The organism is Mucilaginibacter sp. P4_G9, from assembly GCF_056400985.1.
On the sequence record NZ_JBFUKF010000239.1, the window covers coordinates 1 to 7,696 of the forward strand.

The window sequence follows — 7,696 nt, forward strand, 5'->3', positions numbered from 1 at the left end:
GAAGTTACGATCTTCCCACCCCAACTTAAAAAATTAAGGCTTTATGAACAATGTTCATAAAGCCTTCTTCTTTGATACAACCTGGATGCAATAATCAGCTGGTTTTTTAACCAGTGGGGGATTGATTAAAAAGGGGCAACTGCACTAACCAAAGATAAACAGGGGTAAGTAATATGCTACGAGCAGAAACTCACACGCGGGAATCGGCTAATACGAGTTTTTTCGAGCTTTTACTATGCTGATAGGGCCGTTCATACTGTTCGTAAAATTGCTTTTTATTGTCTTTATAATGGCTTACGGCGCCCAGCCAGCTCATTAATTTGATATAATACCAGGCAAGGTCAACCTGGTGCGGCTTAAAACCACTCCTGGCACTTTTGGGGAACAAATGGTGATTGTTATGCCATTCGCCGGCTACAAAACCGGGCCACAGCTGGTTAATTGATTTATCCTTTTTACTATAGTCGGTGCCCTCGTGTTGTTTGTCTTTCCCTTTTGCGTGGCCTTCATAATTAAATGTACGTACCCCCACCGCCCAAAATGCGGCAGCGCCAAATAAGCTGAAAGCCAGGGCATGGCCGCCTGTTAAATAAAAAACCGCGTACCAGAAAGACCAGTTCAGGATCCACGACATAACCGCCCGCCCGGGGTTTACATACGAGCCCCAGTGCTGGTATTGCGCGTAGGTATTTGCCTTTACACCGGTATGTTTCATCAATTGTTTAACCCGGTTGTAGTCGCCTTCATCCAGGTATTTGGCAATTGGCTGGTGATTTACATCGGCCAAAAAGCAATATAAAAAACCGGCCTGGGCGTTATAAGGGTCGCCGGGCTGATCGGATTTGGAATGATGCACGTGGTGCGATATTACATAGATCTCTTCGGGGATAACACTAAGGGTTAGGTTCTGCGTTATAAAGCGCCAGAATTTATTGCTAAAAGTATAGGCTCCATGGGTACAGTAACGATGATGCCAGATGGTGCCATGTGTGCCCATAATGATCATTCCATAAACAAAGGCTGCCGGTATTGTCCACCAGCTTAAAAAGTAAATGATGAAGAGCACAAAAAACGGTACCAGGCACAAAACCTTCAGCCAGCTAAAAAATGGCAACCAGTTTTTACGGTTTTTAATGGGGTTTAACCTCGAAAAAAACTCGGTTAACATTTGTAACACAGTCGGCTTTATCAAGGCCCCCTGTGCATCCTTCCAACCGTATGAAGGGGTTTGCAATACATAATCTAAAAAAGGCATCGGCTAAAAAATTTAATAGTGATCGGCTCGGATAAAAACTGGTAATTATTTAAGATCGCTGCCGTTTTGGATTAAAGGCAATGAGGTATTGTATTTGGTTTTTTATAATTGTTTTAGTGTCCCATGTTTTTTCCTCGTCGGATTGTGCCAGGATTAACTTTTCTTTAATCAGCTCAAATAACTCTGCTAATTGCTCGGGTAAAACTTTTACCGAAATGGTGGGGTAATATTTCTTTTCCATAGCAGATCTTTCATCGTCTGTGGCTAAGCTTACCTCCCAGGCTTCTTCTGTTTTGAACCAATGTTCTTTGGCGCTATTGCTCAGGTCAAATAAAAACATGTTGGCCTGCAATTCAACTGTTTGGCCGGCCATGTTAGTTGTGTGTTTTATTGGTAGATACGACCTCGGTTTTAGATGCCTGGTAATCAGACATCGTTTTTTTGCCGTTTGTGGCTGGCCCTTTTTTGTGGGCTTTACTGCCTTTATCTTTACTCATTGTTTTGTTGTTTAATGTTAATTGATAATCCGTGAGGGCTGATTACGCGCTTATCGCGTAAATTTTAAATCGCTTTACGGAGTTTAATAATCCGCATCCAGTGCATCAGCTTCATAACCGGGTAAACCGGGTCTATCTCAAACCATTTTTTTCCGAAGTTGGCGCTATTGGGGTGTTTGTGGTGATTGATTTGAAACAGTTCGCCCAGCATCAGGAAGTCGAAAGGTGTGGTGTTTTTTGATTTGTCTTTATTGTCGAAATTAGTATAGCCATATTTATGCCCGCACCAGTTTACAATTGCGCCATGAATTGGCCCCATTAAAAAATGTATGGGCAACAGCAGGAACATCCACCAATGGGCGGCAAAAAAAATGTAAAAGCAGGTGTAAGCGGCGCCAAACAGCAGCCTGGATAGTATCGAAGAACCCATCCTATCAATCAGCGGCCATTCGGGGTAGTTACCGGCAAAGCGGGCTTCGGGGTTCTTTACTCTTTGCAGGTGATCGCCAAATGTTTTAAAGGTGGCCTTTGTCATCTGGAAAATATCCGTAAAAAAATGGGGCGAATGCGGGTCCTTTTCTGTATCGCTGTAAGCATGGTGTTCCCTGTGCATTAAAGCGTAGGCCCGGGGATTTAAAAAGGAAGCTCCTTCAAATAGGTAGGCCATAATGTAAAAAACGCGTTCCCAAAATTTGTTCGTGGTGAACATACGGTGAGAGGCGTAGCGGTGTTGGAAAAAAGTTTGAAAAAACAGAGACAAGAACCAGTGCGCAATAAAAAAAATCAGGATCAGCATAAAAATAGAATTAATAGCAGGTACTAAATACGGTATAATGCAAGCATGGTAGCCCCCTTAAAGGGATCTTGCCTGTTGGATGCGGTGTAAACAGATGACGTTTTGTTCTCTGTGGCCTGAATCTGCCTGATGAGATGCAAGCTTAAAATTTAAGAAGCGCTTGCGGTCAACGGGAAAAATGTTTTGGTTTAAAACCCAAAACGGCAGGTACTTTATAGTAAATCTTAAAAGACTATATTATAATAACCTTTAATTAAGCAATTTGTTATTTAATTTAAAAAGTTTTTTTTCGCCGGCCGGCAATACCATCCACCAGGCTTTCTATCGATAGATATATTCTATTCGTCGATACTTGTTCTCATTTAATGGGGGTTATGGTAGGTTTGTAATGCAAATCGGGGCTTCTCCCCCATTGTGATAAGGTTTAGGTAGAAGCCTCCGCGCTGCGAGAGCAAGGAGGCTTTATTTATTTTAAAGCCACGGCTAAACCAGCAATTACTCCAAACCGAATAAAAAGCGCCTCTATTGAGTAAAAAATCCGAAATGCTATAAACAGGAGATAAATTGTAATTGCAGGGCCCTAATTTTAGGTTCGGCGCCAGGTATTATTATATTAGTTGGGATCTAATATCTAAAATGAGTTTGCTGCTCAATCCTGCCTACATCCTGAACCTTAAAGAAACCGATCTTCCTAAAGCCTGTGCCAGCTCGGGGTCAATTAACGGGCCGTCGCCTTGTTGTACCCATACACTGCGCTCATCTTTTTGAAGGGTGATTTTTTCGCCATTCAATAAAATTTCAAGCTCGCTGGTCGTCTTGTTTATCGGCGATGTATTGATCTGATACACGTGGTCGGTATCATTATATGTTATTCTTAGTGGCAGTCCCATCTTTGTCTTCTCTCCGGGTAAATATACAAATCCAATACCCTAAAAATACAAAAAGATGTGATAAACCTCACCATATAGTTGTAAGTTATTAATTTTAAGCACGTTAAACTAAAAATGAATTTATGTCCTATCAGGCCGCAAGCTGATATTTAACCTTATCTAACAGGTTATTTATACCAAATGGTTTGTGCAGCACATCGTCGGGAGCGCCTTTTGGGGATAGTGAGTCGTCAATATCATCATTACTTGAGCAGATGATCACAGGCAGGGTTTGCGTATCCCTGTTCAACTTTATCAGCTTGCATATATCGCGGCCATTCATACCCGAAAACAAACCATCAAGTATCACCAGGTCTGGATGGGTGGTCCTGATATTGTTCAGGATGTTATGCCAGTCGTTATATGATACCACATCGTAACCATTGCTGCTTAAAATGTAGGTCATTACATCAATCATCAACTCGTCGTCATCTACTATCAATATTTTCTTTGCCATGATCTTTTCCAACCTTGCTGGGTAATGCTGTACAAAGGGCATGCCATTGATTAACTTACAGTTAAACCATTTTGCCAGCCTGTGTAAAGTTGTAGGGTTTAGGATAGTATTTAATACAACTAACAACAAAATACAGTTGAATTTTGGGGCTTAAACTGATCTGTTTTATTACATTTGACTGAATAAAACTGATTTAGCTGAGCATAATGGATATTGTTAATATAAAGAAACTGGCTAAGGAGCTCAATATATCTACTTCAACTATTTCGAGGGCATTTAATGGCAGCCCGGATATTAATAAAAACACCAAGGAGCGGATCCTGGCCTTTGCCAAAGAGCATAACTTTTTACCCAACCACTACGCCAGTAATTTAAGGGATAAAAAAACCCGCACACTGGCGGTGATAATTCCTGAAATTGCCAACGACTTTTTCTCGCAAGCTATAAACGGTATTGAGGAGGTGGCACGTAAAAAAGGTTTTTACATTTTGCTTTACCGTACGGATGATATCTTCGAAAAGGAAGTATCATTTGTAAATTATTTAAACAACGGCAAGGTTGATGGCATCATCATGTCGGTATCGGGCGAGGCTAATGACCATAATTACCTGCGCCAGCTGGAATCAAAAAATGTCCCCGTTGTGTTTTTTGATAGGGTTTACGAAGATATTGATGCCGCTAAAGTAACCACCAACGATTATGACAGCAGCTTCGCAGCTACCGAGCACCTGCTGGAAACCGGTTGCCTCAAAGTGGCATACCTGGTGATAAACAAAAACATATCAATAGGGCAGGTGCGGATGCAGGGTTATATGGATGCTTTAAAAAAGCACGATATAGCTTTTGATGACGAGCTTGTAATAGACTGCAGCAACGACGAAAAGGTAAACTATAAGATATTGACCCGTGTGCTCCAGGAAATTAAACCCGATGGTATTTTTAGCTCGGTTGAACGTTTGGCCTTTGCTACTTACTATGTGTGCAACGACCTGGGAATTTCTATCCCCGGGGATCTAAAGATGATCAGCTTCTCGAGCCTTGGTATAGCGCCGTTGTTAAGCCCGGCATTATCAACCATTACACAACCCGCCTATGAAATGGGGATTAAAGCCGCTACCCTGCTGTTTGAAGCCCTGGAGCAAAAAAATGCATCAAACCATAAACGGCACGTGGTTTTAAAATCGAAGCTGTTTATCAGAAAAAGTTCGGGCGGGGAATAGTGGGTAGTTGATTAGGTGAGTGGTAAAGTGGGTGCCTTTATACGGTTTAACCTAATCAACCACTCACCTAATCAACCATTCACCAATTACACATGAATAAACAACTCACTTTTAGGCCGGCGTACTTTGATCATTTTGCTGTAAACATCATCTTCGGCACGGAAACCTACTGCGGCGATAACGGAGGTTGTTAATCCTTTTTCTTTGAGGCCTAAGATTTCATCAAATTGCGCGGCATCAAAACCTTCCATGGGCGCTGCATCAATGCCCAATTCGGCGGCTTCTGAAACCAATACACCCAAAGCGATATAAGTTTGCTTGTGCGACCAGGCCAGTTTCTGCTCATCGGTACGGCTGCTTAATGTGCCTAAAACCTTTTGTTCAAAACCTTCAAGGCTTGTGCGTTCAACGCTGCGGGTATTGGCAACAAGATCTATGAATTTTTTGCCAAAGGCTTCGTCTAATGTTGTTAACGACGCAAAAACAAATAATGCGGAAGCATCGGTGATCTGGGCCTGGTTATAACCAGCTGCACGCAGCTTTTCCCGGGTTGCTGCATCCTGAACAACAATAACTTTAAATGATTGCAGGCCTAATGATGATGGGGCCAGTTGTATTGCACTTTGTAACTGATCTAATTGTTCGGTGCTTATTTTTTTTGATGGGTCGAATTTTTTAATTGCGGCCCTTTTTTGTAATTTTTCTACTAATGACATGATTCTTCAATTGCTCAAACAAAAATAGATGTTTGAACATTTAGTTGGGTCATGGCATCGTAAACTAAAGTTTGGCTTTATCTTTTAGCTCCTGTTCTTTGTCTTTGGCTTCTTGTTTAAGTCTGCGTTTTTCTACACGGATATCCTTACGGGTTTTACCTGCGGTATCAATGTGGTCTATGCGGTTCTTATAATCCTGTTTAAGCGCTTCAATTTGCTCATTTAGTTTTTCTTTAGCGGTCTTTTCTTTTTCTTCCTGCTTTTGACTGGTTGTATCTTTTTTACCAAATAAGCGTTGGAAAAAATTAGGCTTTTTGGCCGGCTCTTCTATTACAGGCAGTATTTCATTGTCATCACCCCCCTGTTTCATCAGGCTATCAGCTTTTGCTGTATCAATGGGTACAATGGTTTGCCTTAAGCCCTCCCTCAGGCGTACACCATAAAAGCCATAGGCGCTGGTATCCCGCTGCGTAAGTCCTTTGCCGGCCATCAATCTGCCTATCAGGTTAAAGTAGCCGTGCAGCCCGGGACGCAGCGTGCCATCGGGCTGAAAGGCATATAATCCCCCTTTAGGGTACGGAACAATACTGGCCAGGTAAATACTTTCGCCGAGGTTAAGTTCTGATGGCGACTTGCCAAAGTAAAAATGCGAGGCCTCGGATATACCGTATATATTACGGCCCCATTCAATTATGTTCAGGTAAACCTCCAGCATCCGGTTTTTAGTCATGATGCGGTTATTTTCTATCATCCACACAATCAGGATCTCTTCAATTTTTCGCGCAAGCGTTTTTTCGCGGCTTAAAAAAGCGTTTTTAACCAGCTGCATCGAAATTCCGCTACCGCCACGTTTAAATTTTTTAGTCTTAAAGTCGGTAACCAGCGATTTACGGAATGCCTCCTCAACAAAACCATGGTTGGTATAAAAGGATGGGTCTTCAGCCGTCATCACTGCATTGCGAAGATTGGGTGCAATTTCATTAAGAGGTGTAAATTCCGGGTTTTCTGGCCCAATGAGGTGTGGCGCCATCGGTTTGCCTTTTTCATAAGGGGTGTGTACAAACGTGCTGTTCAGCTTTGATAGATCTGTTTTGCCGTATTTCACAATCCGGAAACCATTTTTATCCATCCGCGAATCAAATTTCAGGTCATCTGGCTTTGATGAATCCATATAAAAGTTCATGGCATAGTTTAATTTGCCTGTAACCTGTATCCCATCCAAAGCATCAAACATCCCATGGGGGAAAGCATCAAAAATATCAGTAGCGTTTAGCCAGCCTGTATTCATTTTGAGCTCGTAAATTTTAACCGGCTTAAGGGTATATTTAAGATATGGCCTGGCGGTCAGCTTTTTAATATGTATCATAGATGAGCTATCAACAGATACAAAATTACTGCCCACAAAAACGTTTGCATCAATGGCTGCATCCGGGAACACGATATCGCCCGATGAGAGTGCCGGGTGGTTTAGCAACAAATTATGAACCGCCCACGAACCGTATATTTTTGTTTCGCCGCCGCCGTGCTCAACTTTGGTTAATTTGGTGCTTATGGTATCAAAATTTATCTTAAGTCCCAGCTTTTTCTGAATAATAGGCAGTTCTACTTTTGCACCGTCTGCATAAAGCTTTACATCTATATTTTTATCTGAGGGGTGCATTTTGCCATCCATATGCCAGGTTGCCGCGCCATTATCAACATCAATTGTTGATGTAAGATCTCCGTCTTTGATGGTCGCGGTTTTTGCAAGCAGTTTTACCTTGTTGCTATCATCCTTAAAACTTATGGAAAAATTATTAAGCGTTAAGTTATCCGGGATCTTGTAT

9 protein-coding genes are annotated in these 7,696 nt (G+C 41.9%); 1 reads left to right on the plus strand and 8 read right to left on the minus strand.

Annotated features, from left to right (window positions below; translation table 11 throughout):
- Positions 1-190: 190 nt before the first annotated feature.
- From AC1DPZ_RS18075 to AC1DPZ_RS18100, 6 genes are all read right to left on the minus strand, one after another.
- Complete coding sequence (locus AC1DPZ_RS18075; protein WP_477405935.1) at positions 191-1,255, minus strand: fatty acid desaturase; 1,065 nt, start codon at positions 1,253-1,255, stop codon at positions 191-193.
- Between the two features lie 49 nt (positions 1,256-1,304).
- On the minus strand, positions 1,305-1,628 hold the full coding sequence (locus AC1DPZ_RS18080; RefSeq protein ID WP_477405937.1) for a hypothetical protein: 324 nt from the start codon (positions 1,626-1,628) through the stop codon (positions 1,305-1,307).
- Between the two features lies 1 nt (position 1,629).
- Positions 1,630-1,752 carry a hypothetical protein gene (locus AC1DPZ_RS18085; RefSeq protein WP_477405939.1) on the minus strand — a complete coding sequence of 41 codons (123 nt, stop codon included), beginning with the start codon at positions 1,750-1,752 and terminating at the stop codon, positions 1,630-1,632.
- 64 nt (positions 1,753-1,816) lie between these two features.
- On the minus strand, positions 1,817-2,548 hold the full coding sequence (locus AC1DPZ_RS18090; protein ID WP_477405941.1) for an acyl-CoA desaturase: 732 nt from the start codon (positions 2,546-2,548) through the stop codon (positions 1,817-1,819).
- 659 nt (positions 2,549-3,207) lie between these two features.
- A complete protein-coding gene (locus AC1DPZ_RS18095; RefSeq protein WP_477405943.1) occupies positions 3,208-3,438 on the minus strand; it encodes a hypothetical protein in 231 nt (76 codons plus the stop codon).
- A gap of 130 nt (positions 3,439-3,568) precedes the next feature.
- Positions 3,569-3,934: a response regulator gene (locus AC1DPZ_RS18100; RefSeq protein WP_477405945.1), complete on the minus strand. Its 366-nt coding sequence runs from the start codon at positions 3,932-3,934 to the stop codon at positions 3,569-3,571.
- 206 nt (positions 3,935-4,140) lie between these two features.
- Here AC1DPZ_RS18100 and AC1DPZ_RS18105 point away from each other — a divergent pair, with 206 nt between their 5' ends.
- Entirely contained in the window at positions 4,141-5,154 is a 1,014-nt protein-coding gene (locus AC1DPZ_RS18105; protein ID WP_477405947.1) for a LacI family DNA-binding transcriptional regulator, read from the plus strand.
- Between the two features lie 86 nt (positions 5,155-5,240).
- Here the strand turns inward: AC1DPZ_RS18105 and AC1DPZ_RS18110 are convergent, their stop codons facing one another.
- Positions 5,241-5,870: a nitroreductase family protein gene (locus AC1DPZ_RS18110; RefSeq protein ID WP_477405949.1), complete on the minus strand. Its 630-nt coding sequence runs from the start codon at positions 5,868-5,870 to the stop codon at positions 5,241-5,243.
- Between the two features lie 64 nt (positions 5,871-5,934).
- On the minus strand, positions 5,935-7,696 hold a 1,762-nt coding region (locus tag AC1DPZ_RS18115), incomplete at its 5' end, for a biosynthetic peptidoglycan transglycosylase (protein ID WP_477405951.1).